This window comes from Prevotella melaninogenica ATCC 25845 (assembly GCF_000144405.1).
In the GTDB taxonomy this organism is placed as follows: Bacteria; Bacteroidota; Bacteroidia; order Bacteroidales; family Bacteroidaceae; genus Prevotella; species Prevotella melaninogenica.
The window spans coordinates 1,006,900-1,033,898 of record NC_014370.1; the positions used below are offsets into that span (position 1 = coordinate 1,006,900).

The following is a 26,999-nucleotide window of genomic DNA, read 5'->3' on the forward strand; positions in this document are numbered from 1 at the left end:
AAATAACAATTATCCGTAAATATAAATTTATTATGATTGAGACACAAGTATCAAAAGGTATTATTAGTACCTATTTCGACAAACTTCAGCGTAATTTACAACTCGATGTTGCCATCGTTGGTGGTGGCCCTTCTGGTATTGTAGCAGCGTATTATCTGGCGAAAGCAGGGTTAAAAACAGCTTTATTTGACCGTAAGTTGTCACCTGGCGGGGGTATGTGGGGTGGCGCAATGATGTTCAACCAAATTGTTATACAGGAAGAAGCATTGCACATTGTCAAGGACTTCAATATCAGCTATCAGCCTTATGAAAACGAACTTTATACCATTGACTCCGTTGAAAGTACCTCCGCTTTGCTTTATCATGCAGCTCATGCTGGTGCAACAATCTTCAACTGCTATTCTGTTGAAGATGTTGTCTTCAAGAATGATGTTGTAAGTGGTGTTGTAGTCAACTGGACTCCAGTCCTTCGTGAAGGACTACATGTTGATCCATTAAACATCATGTCTAAATGTGTGATTGATGGTACCGGTCACGACAGCGAGATATGTAAGGTTGTGGCACGTAAGAATGGTATCCGACTTGACACTGCTACAGGCGGAGTTGTGGGTGAAAAGTCCTTGGATGTAGCTGAAGGTGAACGCATGGTCGTTGAAGGAACGCGTGAAATTTACCCTGGACTCTATGTATGTGGCATGGCTTCTTCAGCCGTAGCAGGAACTCCAAGAATGGGTCCAATATTTGGTGGTATGTTACTATCTGGCAAGAAGGTAGCCGATTTGATTATAGATAAACTAAAGAAATAAACATTATCTGATGAAATGGATAATCATTACCTCTCCCGAGTTCTTATCGGGAGAGGCTACCTTCATAAGTAAACTCTTTTCACAAGGGCTTGATTTATTGCATCTGCGTAAGCCTGAAGCATCATTAGAAGCCTACAAGCAGCTTCTTCTTCAAATACCCGAACAGTGGCACAGTAGAATCGTTCTGCACGAACATTTCGAATTGGCAGAAGAATATAAACTTCATGGTATTCATTTGAATCGGCTCTGTTCTGTAGCTCCCAAGGCTTATCATGGAAGCATTTCTTGCTCTTGTCATACCATAGAGGAAGTTATAACACAAAAAGACTCAAAAGACTATGTATTCTTGAGCCCTATCTTTGATAGTATCTCTAAAGTAGGATATCATGCAGCCTTCTCCCCTACCTCACTTAAGCAGGCTGCTATGGAAAACATCATTGATGAAAAAGTAATTGCCTTGGGAGGTATAACTGCTAATAACATCTTTCTTGTCAAAGAGTGGCACTTTGGTGGTGTTGCGTTATTAGGAGATATATGGAAGCGTATGTCAGACCCACAAGTAGATGAATATCTGAACCATATTCGAACACTCCTTTAATAAGTTTAGACTAATATGAACTCAAACTCAATAAAAATGATTCTCCAATTGACCTTTTATTATTCCTCTAAGTAACGAAATATAGAATAAACTGGGGTGTTTCTCAACCCCATTGACGAGGTAACCTTTAAAGGTATATAATCTAATGTTTCTGCTTCTTTCAGAATCATAAACGTCTTTTGCTCAAGCATTTTATTAATCCTATAGTGTGAGTCAATGTCCTTCTTCTTTATATCTACATGATATAGAATTACATATCCTGAAAAGTAATAACAAGCTATTATCTGTTTGCAATTCCTCTTTGGATAATACCAACACCCCGATGATGATACAACACTATCATACGTGTATTCAAATGGCGAAAGTCCTAAATCATATTTATAAATACCCTTTTGAGCATCTAAAGCAAAATCCTCATTGTAAAATTGTTTATAACCCATAGTATCCTTAGGATTTATAAACCTTCTAATACTGGCATTATCTTCTAAATTTACATAGAAGGGATATGTTTTCCTGTTCAATGAAATCGTACGTCCAATGTGACGATAAGTAATTCCCCCACCTTGTAATTGATTATCATATACCTCATAAAAGCTTTTTACGATTCCGTTTTTAACATATACAACCTCTGTTGACATCTGTGCATTGAGTATATATGCTTGTAACAAAAATACACAACAGAGTATTCCTCTAAGATAGTTCTTAGAGGTTCTCCTCAATTCCATTCTGTATACTCTCAGTTTCGCATCTGTTTTATATAATTCTATTTTATTATTCATCATCATTAATGTTTTGTTAATAGGTTTGATAATAAACAGTTGAAAAAGCAAAGATAATCATTTACAACATAAAAAGAAAATTTACCGTTCAATTTATAGGTCCCATTGAAATTAAAACCTCTATTAAAAACAAGCAAGAAACTACTATTCGTATCATTAGAATACTTTATTTCGTTCCACTCTTCACCATTCGCACTATTGGTGTTCCCCATCCGCACCATTGGTGCTGTGCCTTCGCACCATATGTGCTGGGACTTTAAACATAGATAAGGAAAGAGGAGAAAAATTTATAATGACTCTTTTCTAAGCGAAGAAAAGAGACTTGTTGATAAGGGATGTTATCAACGGTGAGAGTGACTAAATTGTACTTTTAACCATGAGTAATTCTGAGCCATTATACGCTACCTCGTCAATTCATTCCAAATTTCTACTTTCTAATAACATCACAAATTCTTTAAAATAGATTTCCTTTCACTCCTATCATCTGAAAAAGACTTGTAACTCATTGATTTATAACAGATTCATCTAAAATGTTAAAAGTGACAGCAAAATAAAATTAAAACTATCATAGTAATATAGCTTTCATTTCTGCAAAATGATAAACTATTCTATCTCATAAAGAACAACTATAAAAGATAATTATTTGCAAGAATTACAAATTATGTGTACCTTTGCATTGTCTTAAGTAAGTTGGATAACTTACACATTAAAGATTACCTGAGGAATCAGAAAAATAAAGAAATCCTTTTACCATATTAAGGATTATCTATAGCACTTATAATAATTAAATTAGGTAAATAGCAATGAGGATAGCATTTTTCGACGCAAAGTCGTATGACATCGAGTCTTTCAACGAAGTAAACAAGGATTATAATTTCGATATTCGCTATTATCAAGAGCGTCTCAGTATTAGTACTGTGCCTTTGGCAAAGGGCGCAGACGTGGTTTGTATTTTCGTAAATGCAGAGTGCGATGCAAGAGTTATTGATGAATTAGTGAACAATGGTGTAAAACTTGTAGCTCTTCGATGTGCTGGTTTCAATAATGTTGACCTTAAGGCTGCTGAAGGTCGTATTAAGGTGACACACGTACCTGCTTACTCTCCACATGCTGTTGCTGAGTATGCTGTAGCACTGATGCTAAGTCTTAACCGTAAGATTTATCGTGCTGTGAACCGTACACGTGATGGAAACTTCACATTACATGGTTTGTTAGGCTTCGACATGCATGGTAAGACAGCAGGTGTTGTTGGTATGGGTCGTATTGCCAAAGAGCTTATAAAGATTCTTCACGGCTTTGGTATGAATATTATGGCATACGATCTCTATCCAGATCAAGAGTTTGCAAAGCAGTATAATGTGAAGGTTGTTCAGCTTGACGAACTTTATGCGAATAGTGATATCATCTCCCTCCACTGCCCATTGACACCAGACACAAAGTTCCTTATCAATAAGGAAAGTATTGCGAAAATGAAGAAGGGTGTGATGATTATCAATACTGGTCGTGGTCAGCTTATCCACACAGAAGACCTTATCGAAGGCTTGCGTACAAAGCAGGTGGGTTCAGCTGGTCTTGATGTTTATGAAGAGGAGAAGGAGTACTTCTATGAGGATAAGAGCGACAAGATGATTGACGATGACGTATTGGCTCGCTTACTGATGGTTCCAAACGTTGTATTGACCTCTCACCAGGCATTCTTTACAAAGGAAGCGCTCTACAACATCGCTGTTTCAACCCTTAGCAGTGTAAAAGAACTATCAGAGGGTAAGGAACTTAGTTGCCAAGTAAAGTAAGTATTAGAGTCTTATAATCCTCATAAAGATTATAAGGTCAGTATTAGGTATACAATAAGGTGGATTGAAAGAAAAATCTTTTTCAATCCACCTTTTTCTATGTATTTTCTTTGTTGTTGTGTCATATAAATAATATTTAACGCAAAAACCTTTGAAGTTACATTAGTTTCGTTTAACTTTGCGCACATAATTAACGAAATATTCAATATAAAACTTCTCTATTGGAGGCTTTAAAAGGCTTATGATGAGGAGAATAATAAAGGATAACTATAGAATAAAATATACTTAATAAAAAAACAAAGAGTTATGAAAAAGATTTTAGTTGTAGCAGCACTGATGCTTTCATCAGTATCTACATTCGCACAGCATGCAGTTGGTTCATTCAACCTTCAGCCAAAGGTTGGTGTAAACATCGCTAACCTCACAGAAGTAAAAGATTCAGATCCACGTATTGGTCTTGCTGCTGGTGTTGAAGGCGAGTATCAAGCAAGTGACATCTTCTCTGTAAGTGCAGGAGTTCTCTACTCTATGCAAGGTGCTAAGCAGGAGTATTCTGTTCTGAAACAGACATTTAAGCATACATATAAACTTGATTACATTAACGTTCCAATTATGGCAAACGTTTATGTAACAAAGGGTTTGGCTGTTAAATTGGGTGTTCAACCTGGCTTCTTGGTTAGTAGCACTACTAAGGCAGAAGCTAACACATTCCTTGGAACAGGAAGTTCTACTAATGATATTAAAGCAAAGTCAGTTGACTTCTCTATTCCTGTAGGTATCTCTTACGAATACAACAACTTCCAGCTTGACGCTCGTTACAACTGGGGTTTGACCAAGGTTTTTGAGAACTACAAGAATAAGAACAGCGTATTCCAAATTACTTTGGGCTACAAGTTTGACTTGTAAATCATTAAAACAAATACTATATTGTTTTGAGGAGACCACAGGGTCTCCTCTTTTCGTTTATTCATTATCGTCCTCTATATGATTAAAACCGAATCGGTCATTACACCACAATATGTATAGTTCTTCTTACTATGGTTTTGTTTCCTAACCGATTCGGGGTTAAGCGATAATATTAGAGGGCTTTACTCCTAATTACTTCATGAAAAGACTTTGGTTGGATTTATGTTCCTTATATAATAAAGGTGGACTTTCTTACCTGTAAAAACACTCTTTTCACCCTATAAATAAACCGCCTGAGAATAGATAAAGCAGTCTTTTCTTACTCTATACCTCTCTTTTTTATCATAAACTAAGATAAAGTAATTTATGTTACTAACTTTCAATATATCATGAAAATTGAATGAAAGTTACCAAAACTGATTCTTAGAAAAGAGTGTAACTTTCTCTTATAGGTCAGCTAAAGGTGTTGTAGCATTCGTTTGTTTAATGTTATCATGAGAATTTTTGTTTTCTCAAAAATTAGGAATCTATTGCTTTATGTTAATCTTAGTATTTAAATTCAGCAATAACGCTTAAGAAAAATTCCCAATCCCACCCTCGTCAGATATGTTATAGTCAGCTAATGGTAATGCGATATGCAAAATGCAAAGTACACCGTACCAGTCCTTTTAGACATCATATGCTGGGAAATGCAACCTGCAATTAAATCCTCAGAAACCCCGTACTCTGATGTAATGTTGTTTTTAGCTCACACCTACAACATAATAAGACTACACCTTAAAATGTCCCTTTTATTTTCTTACATTCTTGAATAAAGATTACTCCATTAGTTCTGTTGTGAAGTTTAATGTTTGTATCTTCATATCAAGTTCGCGTAATTGCTTAGACAAGTCATCAATCTTCTTACTTAAAGGCTTGATATCTATGGTTGTTACCATTTTAATTTCAGAACGGCTGTAACGCTCCTGAGATTCTGATGCTTTATTAAATATTTCTCGGAGTGACGTAATACGCATAGAAAGAATATCACGTTCTGCCATCATTTCTGTAATTGTACGCCCTTCACTAATAGTATTCATGTTAGTCTTGTTAATCTTGAAGATTAAAGCGAAAAGAGTCTTCAGACAAGCATCCATCTCTTTCATCAACTCCTTAGGTTCTTCAGAAGGAGAATCTCCTTCCTGTACTCGAACATTATTCAGTATTCTACTTTTAAGCTGTTCTATTCTTTTTTGTGTATCTTTACGAATAGCTAATGCTTCTGCTAATTTCATTGTGATATGTATTTTTGTAATTATTCTGTTATATTCTGGTTATTCTTACGTGCTTCGTCAAACTTGGCTTTCATTGTAGGATTCATGTGCGTTAGCCTACGTATAGTAAGATCGTCTGTGTCTTTATTAGCAAGACGAAGGTTGTTCTCACTACTTAAAAGTTCCTCACGTACCTTTTGAAGTTTTATAATTGTAGCATCAATATCCTTAATAGCATCATTAAACTTCTTAGATGCCATTTCATAATGTCGTCCAAACTTAGTTTTGAAGTCTTCTATCTTATTTTCAAAGTTGGTGACATCCACCTCTTTGCTTTGTGAAAGAATCAGTTGCTTCTTATATTCTAAACTCTTCTTTGACGTTTGTACAAGAAGATTGATAAATGGAACGAAGAACTGTGGTCGAATAACATACATCTTTGGGTACAGATGACTCTTGTTTACAATACCAGTATTATAAAGTTCATTATCAGCTTCAAGAAGACTGACTAAAACAGCAAACTCACAACCTTTCTTTTTACGGTCATCATCAAGCTTTTTCAAGAAGTCATCGTTTTTATGTTTAGTGGCAGTAGTATCCATTTCGTTCTTCATTTCAAACATGATAGAGATATACTCCGTACCATCTTCTTCTGCACGAAAGATGAAGTCTCCCTTTGTACCATCGCTTGCATCATTGTCTTTCTCAAAGTATGCAGTAGGCATCATTGGTCGAATATACTGGTCAAACTCAATACTACAATGCTGTTCAAGCGTCTCACCAACCATTTTGGTAGACATCTTGGTTTTCAAATCTTTATAGTAGTCCACTAAATCCTGCTTCATTCGAAGTTCATTCTCATGATGTTTGATGAGTGATGCCTCATGAAGTTGTGCTTCACGCTTCTCTAATTCTACTGCAGAACGAAGCTGAGAGATTTCTGTGTCCTTTGCTTGAACCTCCTTTTGAGCTTTACTACGTTCCTCAATGAGCACAAGTTGCAACTTATTATCATTCTGTTCTATGACAGAGTTAAGCTTAGATATTTCCTGTTCCTTCTCTGCCAAAGCAATCATCATCTCATTTTTCTTCTGAGTTGCAATGTTTTCTAACTGTGTTTTAAGCACCTCTATCTCAGCTGAGAATGAACTTTTTAGCCTCGTAAGTTCGCTTTCTTTCTCACTTTTCAGACGTTCAATCTCAGCATCTTTTGCACCAAGTTCAAGTTCTTTCTTAGAGAGTTGGTGCTGAAAGGTTTGTTCTGTCTTTGCAGTTGCTAAGGCTTGTTCTGCCTTGTGCTGCTCATGAAGCTCAGCTATACGACGGTTAACCTCCTCGTTAAACTCTGTATTCTTTACTTGATTAACGATGGAAGCATAGTCTGCTTCATCAACAGTAAATGCCTTATGGCAGTTAGGGCATATTAATTCTTTCATAAATCTGATATCTTTAGATATTTGAAAAGTCTACTCACAGAATTCTGACCATAAATATTTCTATTGTTCTTCGTCATTCAATCTGCATCGATATTTATGTTAGCTATAAAATAAACAAGCCGAATGCGAATATACAAAATTAATTGCTCATTCTGAATGATTAAGCAAGAAAAATAATAAATAGCATGTTAAATTATTGGATTCACTATTATTACCAACAGAAATGACCCTATAAAGGAATGTTGATTATTGTTTAATAGAATCTAAAATTAGATTATTTGCAAATGAATAAGTCTAATAAAATGGCATAGTCTTTATCTTATTTCAATATGTCCATTGGTTTAAAAGATTCTAATATGAATAGGATGAAAGAACCCTTGATTAACTTTCTTATTACAAGAAACAATGCTCAGTAATTGCTTTTACCAATATCTGGTGAAACGTTTACTGAGCATTAAGAATATCTATATATCTTCTTCAATAGGTATCAGACAGATGTACTACTGATAAAATAAACTTTACATCTGATAATCCTTTGCCAAACCTCCAGCACTTGTTTCCTTATAAAGAGACGGAATATCATGTCCAGTCTGCTTCATAACCTCTACAACACGGTCAAATGAAACGCGATGGCTACCATCACTGAAGGATGCATAAAGCTGAGCATCTAATGCACGACAAGCTGCAAAAGCATTACGTTCAATACAAGGAATCTGTACTAAACCACACACGGGGTCACATGTCATACCTAAATGGTGCTCCAAACCCATTTCTGCAGCATACTCGATCTGAGATGGACTACCACCAAACAACTGACAAGAAGCTGCTGATGCCATTGCACAAGCTACTCCAACTTCACCCTGACAACCTACTTCTGCACCTGAAATAGAAGCATTATATTTTACTATATTACCAAAAAGACCTGCTGTTGCAAGTGCATGTAATATCTTAGTTTCTGAAAAATCATGTCCCTTTGATAGGTGATACAGGACTGCAGGAACTACGCCACAGGCACCACAAGTAGGTGCGGTCACAATCGTACCACCAGAGGCATTCTCCTCACTAACTGCCAAAGCGTATGAATAAACCATTCCTCGACTCTGCAAAGAAGGCTTATATCCACGTGCCTTTATATAATAATTAGGTGCTTTACGAGCAAGGTTCAATGGACCAGGTAAGGCTCCTTCACTGTCAAGACCACGCTCAACAGCAGCTTGCATTGTTTTCCAGACTTCACGCAGATAGTCCCATAAATCATCCCCCTCACAATGTTTTACATACTCCCAATAACCACGTCCATGATGTTCACACCATGTTTGGATATCTTTAAGTGTATGCAAATCATAGACAGACTCCTTATGGAAGTAGTCGTCTGTGGCCTTTCCTTCTGACAAAGCACCACCTCCAACACTGTATACAGTCCATTCGTCTAAGAGATCTTGACTGTTATTATAGGCACGAAACAACATGCCATTTGGATGATAAGGAAGGAAGACCGAAGGTTCCCATACTATTTCTACTGGTGCTATTTGCTTTAGTACGTCAATAATGGCCTTATCTGTCATGTGCCCCTTACCTGTGGCAGCCAAGCTTCCATATAATGTAACTTCAAATCTTGATGCTTCTGGATGACGTTCTGCAAAGATTATTGCTGCACGCTGTGGTCCCATCGTATGACTACTTGATGGACCCTTACCGATTCTAAATATCTCTCTTAATGATTCCATATATGGTTGTCCCAAATACTTCTTATTTACTATTCTGCTGCAAATGTACGAAAAAAAACGTCAATTATGCAGAAATGCATCTTATAAATTGTCGAATATGATTTTTATTATCTAAAACCGATTCCTATAGTTTATATTTCTAATTTTCCTTTTTAAGCGGTTATTATGAGGATAGGGCGTTATCAAATATTTATTTAATGAAATAGAATTACCCTGTCTATCCATTACCATGACTCTCGTATTTTGCAGGTTACCCTCCTATTAATTGTTATTTGTAAATAATTTTCACACAACTCGAATCTAAAACATGCTCTTTAGGCTTCTTAAAGACGCCTAATAGACTTGCAATAGGTGCCCTTTTGAGGTCTTATTAACGCCCTTTTGAAGTCCAATTAAGCACCTTTTCTTGTACGAGTTTATAACAACTTGATTTCCTGTTGGTTACAAATCCTCTCTTCATACGTGTTTTTACCTTTGTTTATTGATATGTTATTCGAAATTATGTCATGATTTTTCATATTGCTATTAACATTTTCATAGTAATTAATATAAAAATGTTTTCTATGTCAGAGACATGAAAATTAAGCAGGTCGTTTGACAGCCTTGGCAATATATTCATTGTAATTCATATTGCAATCTTAGTGGTTTGGTTTAAACGGATAAGCTTAAATAATTCTATTAAGTTCGATATTTTATCCCCCCTACTCTACCTTTTTGTTTCTTTTTTTAGTCAAGAAAGTGTTTTATCATGTGTTTTTTGTATCTTTGCGCAGATAATTATAAAGATTTAGAATGAAACATTTCGCCCTCCTACTGTCGATTTTTTCATTGCTGACAGTGGCTTGTACTGATAAAAAAAGTACAGAAGAGCCAGTTGCAAAGGTTATTGATACGATTCCAATGTTGGTAACACAGGTACAGCAATGTTCACGACTTTACACGACAGAATACCGTATTCATAAGATTATCACTCATGATGATAAGATGAAACTGTCTGGCTCGTTCATGAAGCAAGACTTCAGTGTGACTTTACCATTAGGTGATCGTCGAATTGCAATTCCAATGGACGCTACATTGAAAGCCTACATAGACTTATCTGGTTTTAGTGATAAGAATATTCAACGCCAAGGAAAGGAACTTCTCATTACCCTACCCGATCCAAAGATTGTTCTTACTTCAACAAAGATTAATCATAAGGAGGTGAAGGAATATGTGGCACTGACACGTCATAACTTTACGGATGCTGAACTTACAAGTTATGAGGCACAAGGAAGAAAACAGATTATAGCTTCTATACCACAGATGGGTATCATCGAACAGGCACAAGAAAGTGCTGCACGACAGCTTGTTCCGATCTTTACTGCTATGGGTTATAAAGAATCTGACATAACTGTCTCATTCCGCAAAAAGTTTACTCTGAAGGATTTAGGACAGGTGATTGAAGTAAATAAAAAGGATTGAAAATGGAAACAAGAACACCTGACAATATAATGACAGAGCAAAAGAAGAATGATATTAAGCCGAATAAGAAAGGACTTCTTAGTCGTTTCTTATCATTTAATAAAGGCTGTCTGCTGACCTTTTTAATCATCATTAGTATTTGTGTCGGTCTATTTTATTGGTTTAATTCATCCAATAAAATAAGTATATCTGCTGATCAGCGTATTGATATAACGCCAACACAGATACAACAAATACAAGATATAGGTCAATGGGAATTTCTTGCAATCAATGATGAAGAACTCATAGATACGGTGAGTCGTGGCTTCTTCTCTGACTCAGAACTTGTGCGTATCTATTATGGTACGGTTCGTTTAGGTGTTGACTTGCATCAGACAGAACCTCATTGGCTTCGTGTTGAGAATGACAGTGTTATCGTTGCAAAGTTGCCACCTATTGGATTACTTGACACTAACTTTATCGACGAGGCTAAATCACGCTCATTTTTTGAGAAAGGAGACTGGACTTCGGCTGATCGTGAACAACTCTATAATCGCGCCTATAAAAAGATGTTAGCTCGTTGTATGACAGCTGAGAATATTAGGATAGCTGAGAAAAATGCTAAGCAGCAGTTTACTCAGTTCCTCCGTTCTATGGGCTATAAAAATATTAAGGTTGAGTTTGTCACAAAGAAACAATAACAAACACAGTTATTAGGAACTTTTCAGCTTTATAATTGAGAGGGTTATAAGAGGATAGTGGCATCAGAAGAAACAACACAACATATAGAAAGCATGACAGAAGGCGCTCCTTCACGTGCTATCTTGAAATTTGCAATACCTCTCATTCTTGGTTATATATTGCAGCAAATGTATCTAATTATTGATGCCGCAATAGTAGGAAGATGGATAGGTGTAGAGGCTTTGGCTGCTGTAGGTGCGTCAAGTAGTATCATGTTTCTTATCATGGGCTTTTGTAATGGTTCATGCGCTGGTTTTGCTATACCTGTAGCTCAAGCGTTTGGAGCAAAGGACTACCATAAGATGCGTTGTTATGTTAGCAATGCTATGCGTATTGCTTTGGTATTAGCCATCGTCATTACGTTACTTTCCTGTTTTCTATGTGATAAGATTCTACAAATGGTTAACACGCCAGAAGATATTTTTCATGACGCTTATGTCTTTCTTTTTCTGCAGTTTTGCACTATTCCTTTTACTATTGCCTATAATCTCTTATCTGGTCAGATACGAGCATTAGGTAATTCCAAGCAGCCTTTTTACTTTCTTCTTGCATCCTCTTTCTTAAACATTTTTCTTGATATTGTTTTTATTCTGTTACTTGGAATGGGAGTTGAAGGAGCTGGTATAGCAACTTTTCTCAGCCAGGTTTTTGCGTCATCATTATGTTGGTGGTTTATCAAACGACACATGACAATCCTCGTACCTATTGGTGATGAACGTCAGTTTGATAACAAAAGAATAAGTATTTTGCTGAACAATGGTATTCCTATGGGGCTACAATTCTCAATTACCTCTATTGGTATTATTATGCTGCAAAGTGCAAATAACGCTTTAGGAACAGTTTATGTCGCTTCATTTACTGCAGCTATTCGTATTAAATACCTATTCACCTGTGTACTTGAAAATATAGGTGTAGCCATGGCAACATATTGTGGACAAAACCTTGGTGCAAAGAGACTTCAGCGAATAAAAACTGGTGTGAATGATGCAATGTGGATAATGATGGCTTATTTCGTTCTTACAGTTATGATTATCTATCCTTTTGCAGACGAAATGATGATGATTTTTGTTAATGGAAAAGAGCAGGAAGTAATTGCAAATGCAGCACAATTGATGCGTATTTCAAACTGGTTCTATCCTTCATTGGGAGTCCTCGTCATACTTCGATACAGTATTCAAGGTCTTGGATATAGTAACTTGAGTATGATGAGTGGAGTTATGGAAATGATAGCACGCTGTGGTGTGAGTATTTGGTTAGTACCTGCTTTGGCATGGATAGGTGTTTGTTATGCTGACCCAGTAGCATGGATAATGGCAGATATATTCCTTATTCCAGCCTACATTTGGTTGATTAGAAGACTAAAGAGACAAATTGGATAGTTTTTTAATAGCCTCTTGCATATCTTCAGCAAATCTATTATGTGTCAAGAGAAATTCCTCTCGACCATTAGCTAACAGTTTGTATAGTTCTGAACTCATCCCATCTACATATGAACTGATGGCATATTCGATGTCATCTTTCTGTCGTTCGCTGTTTGAGAATGCGTAAACTTGATACTTCTGATGGAAAAAGCAATAGGCTGCCTCAATGCTATCTTTTGTAATCATGTTCTTATCTATTAGAATGTTTGAAACTAAATCAATCTTTGATGCTAAAGTATTTCCATAATGGAGCTACCATTAATGCTTGAATAAACTCCCCACGTAGTAACATTTCTTTTACTTCTTCCTTAGAATGAAGGAATACCTCAATGTCTTCTGTGTCATCAAGTTTTTGATTATTCGTTTTCTTTACGTTGCGAGCATAAAAGCAATGACAAAGATTATCCATTATACTTGGATTTGCTGAGACAATCATAATCTCTTCCCATTCTCCACCAGTATAGCCTGTTTCTTCTTCTAATTCGCGTTGTGCAGCTTGTAGTGGCGTCTCACCTTCTTCTACAACTCCTGCACAAATCTCTGTCGATACAACACCGAGTCCATGCCTGTACTGACGTTCCAAAATAAGTTCTCCGTCTTCTGTTTCCGCAATAACATTGATCCATGTTGGATATGATAGTATGTAATATTCGTCATAGACCTTTCCATTAGGCAATTGAACAGTGTCACGGCGAGCCTTCAACCAAGGTCGGTTGATGAGCTGTTCAGTGGAGAGTGTACTCCATTTCATTTCATTATCACTGCGTTGTTTTACCTTATCCATAAGACTATAAACTATTGATTCTACAAGTACAAAGTTATGATATTCCATTTTAATGAGCAAATAATCTACTTGTAGTTTTCTAATTTAGGTTTTAATATTTCATCAATAATTATCATGCATTAAATTCTTCTTTATCATTAATCTTCCTATACGGTAGAAAGATTAAACAAAAAAAATCCTATTTGTTGACAAAAGTCTCAATTATAATTTATATATTTGTAAACGAGATAATAAGGGATTGCCGCATCCTAAATCACTTACTATCAGAGGTATGTTCTGCGGCAGAGCTACTCTATGGAGGAATATTACTATGAAACGTAAACCAAAGATGCACAACGAACAAGAGTTTAACCTCGATAATGTTTATCAAGAGGATGAGCGTCAACTTGATAATTTAGACGATAGCTCCTTTGATTTGAGATATAAATGACAATACTAAGGCTTGTAATATCTATGGAGTTTCCTTGAACAGCGCTTGGTATACGTAGTAATGTTATAAGCTTTTGGCATTATCATATTCTACAAAACTTTCAATTAAACTTGAAAGTAGCTTCTTTTATGTGCGTATACTTGGGTATATTGACAAGAAATCATCAAGTTTAATTTTCATACATAATAAATCTAATTTTATTGACTGATTCTACTTCAAAGTAACTTTATGTGCTATAAATGCTCTAATTATTGTTAATTAGGCAAGAATTATCATCTATTATTATGTTACATAACATTAATTTTTAGTAACTTTGCAACCGATCATGCCGTTTTGGGCTCAGAATAAGTGCTGGATAGATGCTCAGCCGCCCAGCGGTACAAACCCGTTTACAATAAAAAAATGTACGCAATTGTAGAAATTAACGGTCAGCAGTTCAAGGCTGAGGAGGGCAAGAAGCTCTTCGTAAACCACATCAAAGATGCGGAAGAAGGCAAGGCTGTTGAGTTTGACAAGGTTCTGTTGGTTGATAACAACGGAACAGTCACAGTAGGCGCACCAACTGTTGAGGGCGCAAAGGTAGTAGCTGAGGTAGTAGCTCCTCTCGTAAAAGGCGACAAGGTAGTTGTCTTCAAGATGAAACGTCGTAAGGACTACAGAAAGAAGAACGGTCATCGTTCACACTTCACTCAGGTAGAAATTAAATCAATTAACGCTTAACAAGGAGGACTTAAGAATGGCACATAAAAAAGGTGTAGGTAGTTCTAAGAACGGTCGCGAATCAGCTTCAAAGCGTTTAGGTGTTAAGATCTGGGGTGGCCAGAAGATTATCGCAGGTAACATTATCGTTCGCCAGCGCGGTAATAAGCACTTCCCAGGCGAGAACGTTGCACAGGGTAAGGACGACACATTGTATGCACTTGCAGACGGTGTTGTTTACTTCCACAAGGGCAAGTACAATAAGAGTACTGTTTCTGTCCTTTCAGAGGAAGTTTACGCTGCTAAGACTGTAAAGCCAGAAGCTTAAAGCGAAACAAACAAACAACTATTCCAAACAAACAACATAATCCCGGTCTCCTTTTGGAGCCGGGATTCATGCTTTTATAGGAGTACTTTAACCCAAATCGATCATTAGAGGCTAAACATATTTTGTTCTTTTTATCGAGCTGATTGTTTGGCTTTGTAATGCAGGCATAGTGGGCTACGTCAAGCTACAAAGACACACAAGATGCCGATAAGAAAATAAAAGATGTTAGGAACCAACACCATAGTAAGAAGAATTATACTTATTGTGGTCTAATGACCGATTAGGGTTAAAGGCAGCCAATTAAACTACATCAAAAATAGAAGAAGAAGTGACATCTTATTTCAAAACATTTAAGTAAACACTTATACATAGAAACACTATAAGTACAATGTCTCATCAACTTGATGATCTAATAAAAAGTTAAAACACAACGAATAATTTTCCATTGGAAATTTGGTGGGAAATAAAATAATTATTACCTTTGCAACGTTTTCCTTAGGAAACAAAATAAACATTAACAAACCGAGTAGTAAAAGAACTTCGGTAAATTAAAATTTACATATATAATGAAACGTACAGCAACACTTGTAGTGGCTATTATGGCATTAACACTGACAGCTTGTAAAGCAGATAACAATCCTAAAAAGCAGGATAACAGTGCAATGACTACAGAACAAACAGAAGTAAATAATCAAAATGAAGGAAAGGAAAGTAAAATGAGTGTAACAGAAATGAACATAGATATGTTCCAGCAGAAAGTAATGGATTTTAAGAATAATCCTAAGACATGGAACTTTAAGGGTGATAAACCTGCTATTATTGATTTTTATGCAACATGGTGTGGTCCATGTAAAGCAACAGCGCCAGTTCTCGAGGAAGTAGCAAGTGATTATGCAGGTCAGATTGATGTTTATAAGGTTGATGTGGACAAGCAGCGTGAGTTAGCAGCCCTCTTTGGTATTCGTTCAATCCCATCAATCCTCTTTATTCCTAAGGCAGGTGAACCTACAATGCAGAACGGAGCTATGAACAAGGCTCAGTTTGAAGAGGTTATCAAGTCTGTCTTGTTGAAGTAAGGACACATAATGGACAATCATTGTATCAGTAAGATTCGCGAAATATTTCGTGTCATCACTGCTTTTGAATGTGGATTACAAGAGCAAATAGGCTTAAACATCAACGAAGCAATGCTGTTGTGTCTACTTTCAGAAAGTGAGAAACCTATGTTGGCTGGTGAAATAGCAGAAGAGATGGGCTTGACACGTTCGAATACTTCAAAGGTAATCGCCTCATTGGAACAGGCTTCGCTTATTCGCCGCCGTGCTTGTTCAGAGGATGGACGCTGCCAAAGGTTTCACATTACAAAACATGGTTTAGAGAAGTTAGACCATTTGCATTGTGATTCCATAGCTGTTCCAGAGGAGTTAAAAGAAATCATATAATATATATCGCTATCTTTCTGATAATAGACAAAGGTAAATAAAGATAGGGACGTATAGAGCGTGAGTAGCCAATTGGCATTTTATAAACTCGCAAACTATACGTCCCTATTTATATCTATTATCCCAAGATACCAACTCTTTTGAAGTCAAGATAGTTACTTCGCCTTTAATATTTGCTCAATACCCTGTTCTCTGTGCTTTATATGTACCTCAATTCCATACTTCTCATTAAGATGTTCAGCAAGATGCTGTGCACTATAAACAGAGCGATGCTGTCCACCGGTACAACCAAACGAGAACATTAAATCAGTAAAGCCACGTTGCATATAACGTTCTACATGATGGTCAGCGAGCTTATAAACAGGTTTCAAGAACTCAAGTATCTCACCATCATCTTCAAGGAAACGGATGACAGGCTCATCTAAACCCGTAATCTTCTTATAAGGTTCGTATCGACCTGGGTTATGCGTACTTCTACAATCAAAGACATAGCCGCCTCCAGTACCAGATGTATCTTCAGGAATACCCTTCTTAAATGAGAAACTAAAGACACGCACTACCAATGGTCCCTTACCATCATATTTAGAGAATGTAGCAGGACCATCTAAAGGATTAGCCTTATAAACATCTTTCTCTGTTATTTTTAGTCCATCTGTTCTATTAGCTGCAGGCTTCTCAATATGCGCAAACTGTGGTAATAATGTGAGACGTTTCAACATATCCATCATGTATGGATATGGGAAAACATCATCACCTAATGCCAAGAGATCACGCAGATTTTGTATAGCAGGAGGAATAGAATCGATAAAATGCTTCTTACGTTCAAAGTATCCACGGAATCCATAAGCACCTAAAACTTGCAATGTTCGGAAGAGAACAAACAATGATAAGCGATTAACAAAATGACGCTTAGAAGGTACCTCAGTATAATTCTTAAGGCTCTGATAGTATTCAAATACCAATTCACGACGCAATTTGAAAGAATACTTTGCACTTGCTTGCCATAAGAACGAAGCAAGGTCATAATAAAAAGGACCTTTTCTTCCACCTTGGAAATCAATAAAATATGGTTTCCCTTCCTTATCTAACATAATATTTCGTGCTTGGAAATCACGATAAAGGAAGGAATCCATCTGCTCTGATGTCAGGTCTTTTGCAAACATACGGAAGTTTGCTTCGAGCTTCAATTCATGGAAGTCGAGTTCGGTTGCTTTGAGAAAGCAATACTTAAAATAGTTCAAATCAAAGAGTACACTCTCTTGATTGAATTCTGGTTGTGGGTAACAATTAGAAAAATCAAGTTCTCTTGCGCCGCGCAACTGAATATTTGGCAATTCTCTTATGGCATTGCGTAACAACTTTTGCTCAGCAAGATTATATCGTCCACCAGCCTCACGTCCACCACGTATAGCATCAAAGAGTGACGTGTTACCAAGGTCTGATTGTAGGTAACATAACTCATCAGCAGACACAGCTAAGATATGTGGTACTGGTAAACGTCGTTTTTCGAAATGTTTAGCAAGATAGATAAAGGCATGATTTTCATCACGACTCGTTCCTATAACACCAATGACAGTATCACCATCTTCATCAAACATTCGGTAATACTCACGGTTACTACCTGCCCCTGCTAACTTTTCTACGTTTGAAGGGTTACTACCCTTCCAATTCTTATATAGTTCTAATAGTTGCTCCATAATTCTTTAACTTATGTAGAAGCTTTGTAAACTACTATTAAACCATAGTTCTCGCACTACATAATGAAACATAAGAAATCACAACTTCACATGAAGAAAGCTGCAAAAAGTATATGTAAAGGTTAGTCGTCTTGCTCCTCAAGCTTTTTCTTTATATCTTCAGCTTGTTTCTCACCACGCTTCTTGTGGTCATACTGACGTAGTAAGCCATCTACCAACAGTAGAAGTGCAAGGACACCACCAGTAATAAGCCATGACCTTGTAATATAATATATGCCCCCAATAACGATGAAGAGCACAGCAAATTCTTTCCAGTTAATCAATTGTTTCATGCTACAAAGTTAACGAAAAGATTACAGATAAGGAATGAAAACAGAGAAGTTTTTATTTTAATTATTCTTATCTTATTATTTTCTGGCTATCAGCATATAGCTGTCTTATAGTCAAATATATTCTATTTTAGCGAAACAAGTCTGTTAAAGTGGCTTTCTTACATCTACACTTAGAATTATTTATATTAAAGGGCTGTCGTCTAAAGGAAATATACTATCTTTGTATTTTAATGATAAAAGAGCAAGATAACATAGATAAGATGACAGACGCAAAGATAATTAATGACCCTGTTTTCGGATTTATAAAGGTGCCACGTGGACTGTTACTTGACATAGTACGTCACCCACTTATGCAGCGATTGACACGTATCAAGCAATTAGGCTTAACACAAGAGGTTTATCCAGGTGCACAGCATACACGCTTTCAACACTCTTTAGGTGCCTTTCATCTTATGAGTGAGGCACTAATATCGCTACAACAAAAGGGTGTGTTTGTCTTTGACAGTGAGGCTGAAGCGGTACAAGCTGCCATCCTAATGCATGACATTGGACATGCTCCTTTTTCTCATGTGCTGGAAAACACACTGATTAGTGGTATTACTCATGAAGAAATATCGCTGATGATGATGGATCGTATCAACCAAGACATGCATGGAGCACTCAACCTTGCGATTAGTATCTTTAAGGATGAATACCCTAAATCCTACCTTCATCAGCTAATTTCCAGCCAACTTGACATGGATAGGCTTGACTATCTCCGTCGTGATAGTTTCTTTACGGGAGTGACAGAAGGCAATATTGGCTCTGCACGTATTATCAAGATGCTTAACGTTGTCGATGATGCTTTGGTAGTCGAATCAAATGGTATTTATTCTATTGAGAATTATCTTACCTCACGTCGCCTTATGTATTGGCAAGTATATCTGCATAAGACAACCGTTGGATGTGAGAATGTTCTTATCAATGCTTTACATAGAGCAAAACAATTAGCAAAAGAAGGAGTTGAACTTTTTGCTTCACCAGCTCTTCGTTACTTCCTTTACAATGATATTACAGCTGAAACTTTCCATACAGACAACAAGGCATTAGATAATTATATAGCTTTGGATGACAATGACATATGGAGTGCTATTAAAGTATGGCAACAACATGAAGATAAGATACTCTCACTTCTATCTTCAAACATGATTAATCGAAAAATATTCAAAGTAGAAGTACGAGAAGAGGAGCCAACGACAGAGGAAATCAATCAGTTTAAACAGCAGATTTCTGAACGATATGAGATAAGTCTCACTGATTGTGATTACCTCATTGGAGTAAATCGGGTACAGAAAGATATGTACAATCCTTATGATGACCATATTAGCATTCTGTACAAAGACGGAACATTAAAAGATATAACCGAAGCATCGGAGATTTTGAACATTGAATTACTCTCGAAAAAAATATGTAAATATTACCTATCTTATCAACGTTTCTAATAAAAAATCCCTATCTTTGCACAAATTATAATCAATAAAAGGCAATATAAATGGAATTCTCTGCGAAACAAATATCGCAATTTATACAAGGTCGTATTGAAGGTGACGAAAACGTAACCATTAATACCTTCGCCAAGATTGAAGAAGGTAAGAAGGGAGCAATCTCTTTTCTTGCAAACCCTAAATATATACACTATCTCTTTGAAACAGAGTCAAGCATTGTACTTATAGATGAAGACATTCAACTGGACAAGGAGGTAAAGCCTACTCTTATCCGTGTAAAGAATGCACGAGACTGCGTTGCTAAGTTGTTGCAACTCTATGAAAGTATGAAACCTAAGAAGCAAGGCATTGATTCTCTTGCTTTTGTTTCATCAAAAGCAACAATTGGCAAGGATGTCTATATCGGTGCATTTGCATATATTGGTGATGGTGTGACTTTAGGTGACGGCTGTCAGATTTATCCTCATGCAACTATCATGGATGGCGTGCAGCTGGGAAGTAATTGTATTGTCTATCCAAATGCAAGTATTTATCATGGTTGTAAGATTGGCAGCAATGTAATCCTTCATTCTGGTTGTGTAATTGGTGCGGATGGTTTCGGCTTTGCACCTAATCCAGAAACTAATAGTTACGATAAAATACCTCAGATTGGTATTGTAACAATAGAAGATAACGTAGAAATTGGTGCCAACACTTGTATTGATCGCTCAACCATGGGCAGTACATACGTTCGTAAGGGAGTAAAACTTGACAACCTTGTTCAAATAGCACACAACAATGATATTGGTGAGAATACAGTGATGTCTGCTCAGGTAGGTATTGCAGGTTCAACTAAGGTTGGACAATGGTGTATGTTTGGCGGTCAGGTGGGTATAGCTGGTCATATCACTATCGGTGACAAAGTATTCCTCGGTGCACAGTCAGGCGTTCCTGGTAGCCTAAAGAGTAATCAGCAACTCATTGGAACTCCTCCAATGGAGCAGCGTCCATACTTTAAGTCACAGGCTATCTTCCAGCGTTTGCCAGAGATGTACAAGCAGTTGAATGCACTGCAGAAAGAAATTGAAGAATTGAAAAAGAATAAATAACATACATGGAAACAGTTAAGCAGAAAACTTTAAAGGGAAGTTTTTCCCTCTTCGGAAAGGGACTTCATACAGGATTGAGTCTTACTGTAACATTCAATCCTGCCCCAGAAAATACTGGCTATAAGATACAAAGAATCGATCTTGACGGACAGCCTATTATTGATGCTGTTGCTGAGAATGTTGTTGACACACAGCGTGGAACAGTATTGGCTAAGGGTGAGGCACGTGTTAGTACGATTGAACATGGTATGTCTGCCCTTTATGCAATGGGTATTGATAACTGCCTTATACAGATTAATGGTCCAGAATTCCCTATTCTCGATGGCTCTGCAACGATGTATGTTGATAAAATCAATGAGGTTGGTATCGTTGACCAGAATGCTCCAAAGGATTACTATATCATTCGCAAGAAGATTGAGATTAAGGATGAGAATGGCTCTGTAATTACTATTCTCCCTGACGAGCAGTTCTCTATCACTGCGATGTGTAACTTTGACTCTAAGTTTATTAGCAGTCAATTTGCTACATTGGATGATATTAATACTTATGCAACCGAGATTGCTCCAGCACGTACATTCGTTTTTGTACGTGACATTATGCCACTCTTGCAGGCTAATCTGATTAAGGGTGGTGACTTGGATAATGCAATTGTTATCTATGAGCAACAGGTTTCACAAGAGAAACTTGACCAATTGGCAGACCTCTTGAAGGTTCCTCGTATGGATGCAAATAACATTGGTTATATTCAGCATAAGCCTTTACAATGGGATAACGAGTGTACACGCCATAAGCTCCTTGATATCATCGGTGATATGGCATTGATTGGTAAACCTATCAAGGGCCGTATTATTGCGACTCGTCCTGGTCATACTGTAAACAATAAGTTTGCTCGCTTGATGCGTAAAGAAATACGTAAGCATGAGATACAAGCACCAATGTATGATCCAAATGATGAGCCATTGATGGATAACATTCGCATCCGCGAACTTTTACCACACCGCTATCCAATGCAGCTGGTAGATAAGGTCATTGCAATGGGTTCAACAAGTATTATTGGTATTAAGAATGTAACCAGCAACGAACCATTCTTTCAAGGACATTTTCCACAAGAGCCTGTTATGCCAGGAGTATTACAGGTAGAGGCTATGGCTCAATGTGGTGGACTCTTAGTACTTTCTCAGGTTGAAGAGCCTGAGCGTTGGTCAACTTACTTCTTGAAGATTGATGACGTTAAGTTCCGTCAGAAGGTTGTTCCTGGTGACACGCTTATGTTCCGTGTTGAACTTCTTGGTCCTGTTCGTCATGGAATCAGTTCAATGAAGGGTTATATGTTTGTTGGCGAGCGTGTTGTTGCTGAGGCTACATTCACTGCCCAAATTGTAAAGAATAAGTAATAATTACACAAGACAATTATGAACCAGATAAGCCCATTGGCCTTTGTTCATCCAGAGGCAAAACTTGGTGATAACAATATAATTGGTCCATTCTGTTATATCGATAAGAATACTGTTATCGGTGATAATAATGTGTTCCAAAACAGCGTAACCATCCATGTTGGTGCACGTTTAGGCAATAACAACGAAATATTCCCAGGTGCCAGTATCTCTACAAAGCCTCAAGATTTAAAGTTTAGAAATGAGGAATCACTTTGTGAGATTGGGGACAACAACTCTATTCGTGAGAATGTTACAATTTCGCGTGGTACAGCTTCAAAGGGTACAACAAAGGTTGGTAGTAATAACCTACTGATGGAATGTGTACATATTGCACATGATTGTGTTATTGGTTCTGGTGACATTATTGGTAATGCAACCAAATTTGCAGGCGAAGTGACAGTTGATGATAATGCTATCATATCTGCCAATATTCTCTGTCATCAGTTCTGCCATATTGGTGGATACGTTATGATACAGGGTGGAAGCCGTTTCTCTATGGATATTCCACCATATATCATTGTAGGAAAAGAGCCTGCCCGCTATATGGGAATTAACCTCATTGGTCTTCGCCGTCGTGGCTTTTCAAATGAACTCATTGAACTTATCCACAATGCTTACCGCATCCTTTATGGAACAGGTACACGCGCCGAGAACATTCAGAAGATTAAGAACGAACTACAGATTACGCCAGAGATTCAGAAGATTATAGACTTCGTTGAATCATCTGAACGTGGTATCATTAAATAAAGACTATCCCCTCCCCTTTCAAAAGGGAGGGAAATCTTTAAAAGCGAACGAGTAGTTTGAGTATTTCCACAACTTAAACGAGTTGGAAAACATTATTTATAATCATTTATCAGCTTGAAAAACAAAACATTAATAGTCATCACTGGCCCAACAGGCGTTGGCAAGACAGAGACCACTCTCCGTATTGCAGAGCATTTTAATGTACCTGTTATCAATGCTGACTCCCGACAAATATTCTCTGAGATTCCTATAGGAACAGCAGCACCAACGGCAGAACAGCAGCAGCGTGTACAACACTATTTTGTTGGTAATCATCATTTGGAAGATTACTATTCAGCAAGCCTATACGAACAAGATGTACTTAATATTATTAACAGTCAGCACACACCTATCTCGTTACTCTCAGGTGGTTCAATGATGTATATTGACGCTGTATGCAATGGTATTGATGATATCCCGACAATTCTTCCTGAAATACGAGAGAAAATGATGAAACGCTTAGAAGCAGAAGGATTAGAACAGATGTGTAATCTGTTACGAGAACTGGACCCTGAGCACTGGAAGATAGTTGACAGGAATAATCCACGTCGTGTTATCCATGCCCTTGAGATATGTATCCAAACTGGAAAAACATATACATCTTTCCGTTCCAATACTATTAAAGATCGTCCTTTTAATATCATCAAGGTTGGATTAAACCGTGATAGAGACGAACTCTATAATAGAATCAATCAGCGAGTATTAGACATGATTGAAGAGGGAATGATAGAAGAAGCACTACAAGTTTATCCTAAGCGAACTCTGAATTCACTCAACACGGTTGGATACAAGGAGATATTTGAATACCTTGATGGCTTAACAACACTTGATGAAGCCATATTTAAAATACAGAGTAATACTCGAAGATACGCTCGCAAACAGCTCACATGGTATAAAAAAGATACCGCTTTTCAATGGTTTAATCCCGATAACATTGAAGAAATCTTAAATTATGTCCATACAATGATATCAAATACAAGTAAATAAGTACTTTTGTATTAAACGTATTATAGCAATATTATAAACATAGGCAAGTAGCTTTAAAACTTGAAGGTTGTCAATCAATGATAAAGAAAATATTTAAATTCATTAGAAGTATATTCCGAGGAATTTTCAATTTCTTCCCATGGTACGCAAAACTGTATAAAGGTCGTGCTTGGTACACGAAGATGGCTGTCGGAACAGTATCTTTCTTTGTAGCTATCTTCCTCTATTTAGGAATGGTAGACATTAACTTCCTTTGGCTCTTTGGAAAGTCACCAGGTTTTATTGATATAAAAACTCCTCCAACCTATGCTGCATCAGAGATTTATAGTGCAGACTCTGTCCTCATTGGTAGATTCTATAAAGAGAATCGTACACCAGTAAAGTATGAGGAGGTAACCCCTGCATTCTGGAATGCACTCATCAGCACAGAGGACGAGCGCTTCTATAGCCATAATGGTATAGACTTTATGGGTATCGGTGGTGCCATCAAGGATGCCGTAACAGGTAGTGGAGGTCGTGGTGCATCAACCATCACACAGCAGTTGGCGAAGAATATGTTCCGTGTTCGTACGCAATATTCTTCAGGTCTATTAGGTCATGTACCAGGCTTGCGAATGCTCATTATGAAAAGTAAGGAATGGATTATTGCTGTGAAGTTAGAGTTAATCTATTCAAAGAAAGAAATTCTGACAATGTATGCCAACACCGTTGACTTTGGCAACAATTCCTTTGGTGTAAAGACAGCTGCTAAGACTTATTTTAATACAAGTCCTTCAAAGTTATCTATTGATCAAGCTGCAACGTTGGTAGGTATGTTGAAAGCTACTACTTATTATAATCCAATCTTGCACCCAAAGAATTCTATTCGTCGTCGTAACACTGTGCTGTATAATATGGTTACACATAATGTATTACCACATGATGAGTACGCACTATACTCTAAGCGACCTATGAAGTTGGATATACACGTAGAAGAAAACTATGATGGTCAAGCTCAGTACTTCCGTGAATATATATCAGAATACTTCAAAGATTGGATGAAAGACAATGGTTACGACCTCTATAGCAGTGGTTTAAAGATCTATACCACCATTGACACTCGTATGCAGAAGTATGCTGAGCAAGCTGCAACAAAGCAGATGGAAAAGGTTCAACAAACTTTTGATAACCACTGGAGAGGTATGCAGCCTTGGCGCGATGCAAAGGGAAATGAGATTCCTGGCTTTATTGAGGGCATTGCTGAACGTCAGCCTTTCTATAAGAAGCTATTACAGAAATACCCTAACCAGCCTGATAGCGTTCTCTATTATCTCAATAAACCACATAAGGTGACTCTCTTCGACTATGAAAAGGGGCATATTGAGAAAGAAATGTCATCAATGGACTCTATCCGTTATATGGTTAAATTCATGCACTGTGCTATGGTTGCTATGGAACCAGAGACAGGTGCGGTAAGAGCTTGGGTGGGTGACATTGATTTCAAAACATGGAAATATGATAAGGTTGTTGCACAGCGTCAACCAGGTTCAACCTTCAAACTATTCGTCTACTCAGAGGCATTCAATCAAGGACTGACCCCTTGTGATAAACGTCGTGATGAATATATCAGTATGCAGGTTCTTGATAAGAAGACTGGTCAGATGAAGACTTGGACACCACACAATGCCAATGGTAGATTCTCTAATGATTCTATTACACTGAAGAGTGCTTTTGCTCGCAGTATAAATTCCATTGCTGTACGCTTAGGACAGGAGATGGGTATCAAGAATATTATCCGTACAGCTCAGGAGATGGGTATTAAGAGTCCGTTGGATGATGAGCCTTCATTGGCACTCGGTTCAAGCGACGTAAACTTATTAGAATTGGTAAATGCCTATAGTACTGTAGCAAATGATGGTGAATATCATGTTCCAGTTGTCGTTACACGCATCTTAGATAAAGATGGAAACGAGGTATATGTAGCACCAAAAGACCACGAGAGAGCATTACCTTACAAGACTGCATTCCTCATGCAGGAAATGTTGAAGGCTGGTGTGAACGAAGGTGGTGGTACAAGTCAAGCATTACGTCATTATACTTTTGGTGATACAGACTGGGGAGGAAAGACTGGTACAAGTAATAACCACTCTGATGCTTGGTTTATGGCAGTCAGCCCTAAACTTGTCGTTGGTGCATGGGTTGGTGGTGAATATCGCTCCATCCACTTCCGTACAGGAGCCTTAGGACAGGGTTCAAAGACTGCACTACCTATCTGTGGAGAGTTTATTTACAGCTTAATGCGCGACAAGGCTTTCCAAAAGTATCATGCTAAGTGGCAGTTAGATCCAGACGAGGACATCGACCCTTCAATGTACAACTGTCAACCTACAGTAGTTCGGCGTGCTGCTCCTGATTCTTTGCGTGACTTTACAACAGGACATAGACGTCATCAGGAGGAAGAGGAAGAACCTATCGACGGACACGAAAACACAGACGAGGGTGGCTTTATATTAGAACCAGCTCCACAACCTACTCCAGAACGGCAGGGCAATAGTTCTAATAATGAATCGCCTCAAATTATAAAGAAGGCGAAGAAGCCACGCAGTGAAGATATGGAAATCTAAGTA

Annotated in this window: 25 protein-coding genes; 17 read left to right on the top strand and 8 right to left on the bottom strand. The window is 37.4% G+C overall.

Features of this window, described 5'->3' with window-relative positions:
* Positions 1–32: 32 nt before the first annotated feature.
* Both HMPREF0659_RS03980 and HMPREF0659_RS03985 read left to right on the top strand, forming a co-directional pair.
* The gene (locus HMPREF0659_RS03980; RefSeq protein ID WP_013264222.1) at positions 33–806 is read left to right on the top strand and encodes a sulfide-dependent adenosine diphosphate thiazole synthase; all 774 of its coding nucleotides are present in this window, start codon (positions 33–35) and stop codon (positions 804–806) included.
* A 10-nt stretch (positions 807–816) separates the two neighbouring features.
* Positions 817–1,404, top strand: a complete 588-nt coding sequence (locus HMPREF0659_RS03985) for a thiamine phosphate synthase (RefSeq protein WP_013264887.1) — start codon at positions 817–819, stop codon at positions 1,402–1,404.
* A gap of 59 nt (positions 1,405–1,463) precedes the next feature.
* Here the strand turns inward: HMPREF0659_RS03985 and HMPREF0659_RS03990 are convergent, their stop codons facing one another.
* Positions 1,464–2,189, bottom strand: coding sequence for a hypothetical protein (locus HMPREF0659_RS03990; protein WP_226893160.1), 726 nt, complete (start codon positions 2,187–2,189; stop codon positions 1,464–1,466).
* Between the two features lie 797 nt (positions 2,190–2,986).
* Here HMPREF0659_RS03990 and HMPREF0659_RS03995 point away from each other — a divergent pair.
* Positions 2,987–3,976: a 2-hydroxyacid dehydrogenase gene (locus HMPREF0659_RS03995; protein ID WP_013264230.1), complete on the top strand. Its 990-nt coding sequence runs from the start codon at positions 2,987–2,989 to the stop codon at positions 3,974–3,976.
* Between the two features lie 306 nt (positions 3,977–4,282).
* Positions 4,283–4,882, top strand: coding sequence for a porin family protein (locus HMPREF0659_RS04000; protein ID WP_013264908.1), 600 nt, complete (start codon positions 4,283–4,285; stop codon positions 4,880–4,882).
* Between the two features lie 818 nt (positions 4,883–5,700).
* On the opposite strand, the gene HMPREF0659_RS04005 is transcribed toward HMPREF0659_RS04000, so the two are convergent.
* The 3 genes from HMPREF0659_RS04005 to HMPREF0659_RS04015 form a co-directional block, all read right to left on the bottom strand.
* The gene (locus tag HMPREF0659_RS04005) at positions 5,701–6,156 is read right to left on the bottom strand and encodes a DIP1984 family protein (RefSeq protein WP_013264492.1); all 456 of its coding nucleotides are present in this window, start codon (positions 6,154–6,156) and stop codon (positions 5,701–5,703) included.
* Between the two features lie 20 nt (positions 6,157–6,176).
* Positions 6,177–7,571 carry a DUF2130 domain-containing protein gene (locus HMPREF0659_RS04010; protein WP_013263881.1) on the bottom strand — a complete coding sequence of 465 codons (1,395 nt, stop codon included), beginning with the start codon at positions 7,569–7,571 and terminating at the stop codon, positions 6,177–6,179.
* A 518-nt stretch (positions 7,572–8,089) separates the two neighbouring features.
* A complete protein-coding gene (locus HMPREF0659_RS04015; RefSeq protein ID WP_044045864.1) occupies positions 8,090–9,298 on the bottom strand; it encodes an L-serine ammonia-lyase in 1,209 nt (402 codons plus the stop codon).
* 792 nt (positions 9,299–10,090) lie between these two features.
* On the opposite strand from HMPREF0659_RS04015, the gene HMPREF0659_RS04020 reads away from it, so the two are divergent.
* The 3 genes from HMPREF0659_RS04020 (at position 10,091) to HMPREF0659_RS04030 (ending at position 12,858) form a co-directional block, all read left to right on the top strand.
* The gene (locus HMPREF0659_RS04020) at positions 10,091–10,759 is read left to right on the top strand and encodes a DUF4230 domain-containing protein (RefSeq protein WP_013264524.1); all 669 of its coding nucleotides are present in this window, start codon (positions 10,091–10,093) and stop codon (positions 10,757–10,759) included.
* A gap of 2 nt (positions 10,760–10,761) precedes the next feature.
* A complete protein-coding gene (locus HMPREF0659_RS04025) occupies positions 10,762–11,439 on the top strand; it encodes a DUF4230 domain-containing protein (protein ID WP_013264652.1) in 678 nt (225 codons plus the stop codon).
* Between the two features lie 93 nt (positions 11,440–11,532).
* Positions 11,533–12,858, top strand: a complete 1,326-nt coding sequence (locus tag HMPREF0659_RS04030; RefSeq protein WP_052299130.1) for an MATE family efflux transporter — start codon at positions 11,533–11,535, stop codon at positions 12,856–12,858.
* On the opposite strand, the gene HMPREF0659_RS04035 is transcribed toward HMPREF0659_RS04030, so the two are convergent.
* Positions 12,838–13,086, bottom strand: a complete 249-nt coding sequence (locus HMPREF0659_RS04035) for a hypothetical protein (RefSeq protein WP_013263879.1) — start codon at positions 13,084–13,086, stop codon at positions 12,838–12,840. The two genes, HMPREF0659_RS04030 and HMPREF0659_RS04035, sit on opposite strands and share 21 nt — an antisense overlap.
* Positions 13,087–13,117: 31 nt before the next feature.
* Positions 13,118–13,684, bottom strand: coding sequence for an NUDIX hydrolase (locus HMPREF0659_RS04040; protein ID WP_013264260.1), 567 nt, complete (start codon positions 13,682–13,684; stop codon positions 13,118–13,120).
* 832 nt (positions 13,685–14,516) lie between these two features.
* Between HMPREF0659_RS04040 and rplU the strand changes: the two genes are divergently transcribed.
* The 4 genes from rplU to HMPREF0659_RS04060 all read left to right on the top strand — a co-directional run bounded on the left by rplU (position 14,517) and on the right by HMPREF0659_RS04060 (position 16,583).
* The gene (gene rplU / locus HMPREF0659_RS04045) at positions 14,517–14,834 is read left to right on the top strand and encodes a 50S ribosomal protein L21 (protein WP_013263975.1); all 318 of its coding nucleotides are present in this window, start codon (positions 14,517–14,519) and stop codon (positions 14,832–14,834) included.
* A 16-nt stretch (positions 14,835–14,850) separates the two neighbouring features.
* Positions 14,851–15,141, top strand: a complete 291-nt coding sequence (gene rpmA, locus HMPREF0659_RS04050) for a 50S ribosomal protein L27 (protein ID WP_004361192.1) — start codon at positions 14,851–14,853, stop codon at positions 15,139–15,141.
* 566 nt (positions 15,142–15,707) lie between these two features.
* Positions 15,708–16,217, top strand: a complete 510-nt coding sequence (gene trxA, locus HMPREF0659_RS04055) for a thioredoxin (protein ID WP_013263882.1) — start codon at positions 15,708–15,710, stop codon at positions 16,215–16,217.
* A 9-nt stretch (positions 16,218–16,226) separates the two neighbouring features.
* Positions 16,227–16,583: a MarR family transcriptional regulator gene (locus HMPREF0659_RS04060; protein WP_013264198.1), complete on the top strand. Its 357-nt coding sequence runs from the start codon at positions 16,227–16,229 to the stop codon at positions 16,581–16,583.
* A 155-nt stretch (positions 16,584–16,738) separates the two neighbouring features.
* Here HMPREF0659_RS04060 and HMPREF0659_RS04065 read toward each other — a convergent pair whose 3' ends face one another.
* Both HMPREF0659_RS04065 and HMPREF0659_RS04070 read right to left on the bottom strand, forming a co-directional pair.
* Complete coding sequence (locus tag HMPREF0659_RS04065; protein WP_013264584.1) at positions 16,739–18,280, bottom strand: RapZ C-terminal domain-containing protein; 1,542 nt, start codon at positions 18,278–18,280, stop codon at positions 16,739–16,741.
* Positions 18,281–18,402: 122 nt separating this feature from the next.
* A complete protein-coding gene (locus HMPREF0659_RS04070) occupies positions 18,403–18,612 on the bottom strand; it encodes a hypothetical protein (protein WP_013263827.1) in 210 nt (69 codons plus the stop codon).
* 260 nt (positions 18,613–18,872) lie between these two features.
* Between HMPREF0659_RS04070 and HMPREF0659_RS04075 the strand changes: the two genes are divergently transcribed.
* The 6 genes from HMPREF0659_RS04075 (at position 18,873) to HMPREF0659_RS04100 (ending at position 26,996) form a co-directional block, all read left to right on the top strand.
* Positions 18,873–20,093, top strand: a complete 1,221-nt coding sequence (locus HMPREF0659_RS04075; protein WP_044045982.1) for an HD domain-containing protein — start codon at positions 18,873–18,875, stop codon at positions 20,091–20,093.
* 50 nt (positions 20,094–20,143) lie between these two features.
* Positions 20,144–21,184: a UDP-3-O-(3-hydroxymyristoyl)glucosamine N-acyltransferase gene (lpxD, locus tag HMPREF0659_RS04080; RefSeq protein ID WP_013263969.1), complete on the top strand. Its 1,041-nt coding sequence runs from the start codon at positions 20,144–20,146 to the stop codon at positions 21,182–21,184.
* Positions 21,185–21,189: 5 nt separating this feature from the next.
* A complete protein-coding gene (locus HMPREF0659_RS04085) occupies positions 21,190–22,578 on the top strand; it encodes a bifunctional UDP-3-O-[3-hydroxymyristoyl] N-acetylglucosamine deacetylase/3-hydroxyacyl-ACP dehydratase (protein WP_013264911.1) in 1,389 nt (462 codons plus the stop codon).
* Between the two features lie 18 nt (positions 22,579–22,596).
* Positions 22,597–23,367, top strand: a complete 771-nt coding sequence (gene lpxA / locus HMPREF0659_RS04090) for an acyl-ACP--UDP-N-acetylglucosamine O-acyltransferase (RefSeq protein WP_013264060.1) — start codon at positions 22,597–22,599, stop codon at positions 23,365–23,367.
* A gap of 114 nt (positions 23,368–23,481) precedes the next feature.
* Positions 23,482–24,393 (top strand): tRNA (adenosine(37)-N6)-dimethylallyltransferase MiaA, encoded by a 912-nt coding sequence (gene miaA, locus HMPREF0659_RS04095; protein ID WP_013264985.1) that lies wholly within the window; start codon positions 23,482–23,484, stop codon positions 24,391–24,393.
* A gap of 77 nt (positions 24,394–24,470) precedes the next feature.
* A complete protein-coding gene (locus HMPREF0659_RS04100) occupies positions 24,471–26,996 on the top strand; it encodes a transglycosylase domain-containing protein (protein WP_013264105.1) in 2,526 nt (841 codons plus the stop codon).
* The last annotated feature ends 3 nt before the right edge of the window (positions 26,997–26,999 follow it).